Annotated in this window: 1 pseudogene; it reads right to left on the bottom strand. The window is 53.0% G+C overall.

What is annotated here, in order from left to right:
• A pseudogene (locus tag IV91_RS16355) lies at positions 1-253 on the bottom strand (IS1634 family transposase); the annotation flags it as partial.

The raw sequence follows: 253 nt of genomic DNA on the forward strand, positions 1-253 counted from the left end.
GTCAGGTCATACAGGGTTACCGTCTCATCCAGACCAAAAAGCGTCTGGACAGCAGAAAAGATATGGTCTTCAATGACCTGGCGGTGCTTCATCAATACATCAGAAGCGTGGTACAGGCGTGTGTGTAGCATGGCTTCAAAATCGAAGTCGATCAACTCGCCCAGCGCACTGTGCTGTTGCAGCCAGTTCCATGTCGCCAACTCCGATGCCGGTTTGGTCATGCGTCCGATTACATTGCCCAGAATCGCCGCGC

The sequence above is a fragment of the Ferrovum myxofaciens genome (assembly GCF_000735045.1).
Classification (GTDB): Bacteria; Pseudomonadota; Gammaproteobacteria; order Burkholderiales; family Ferrovaceae; genus Ferrovum; species Ferrovum myxofaciens.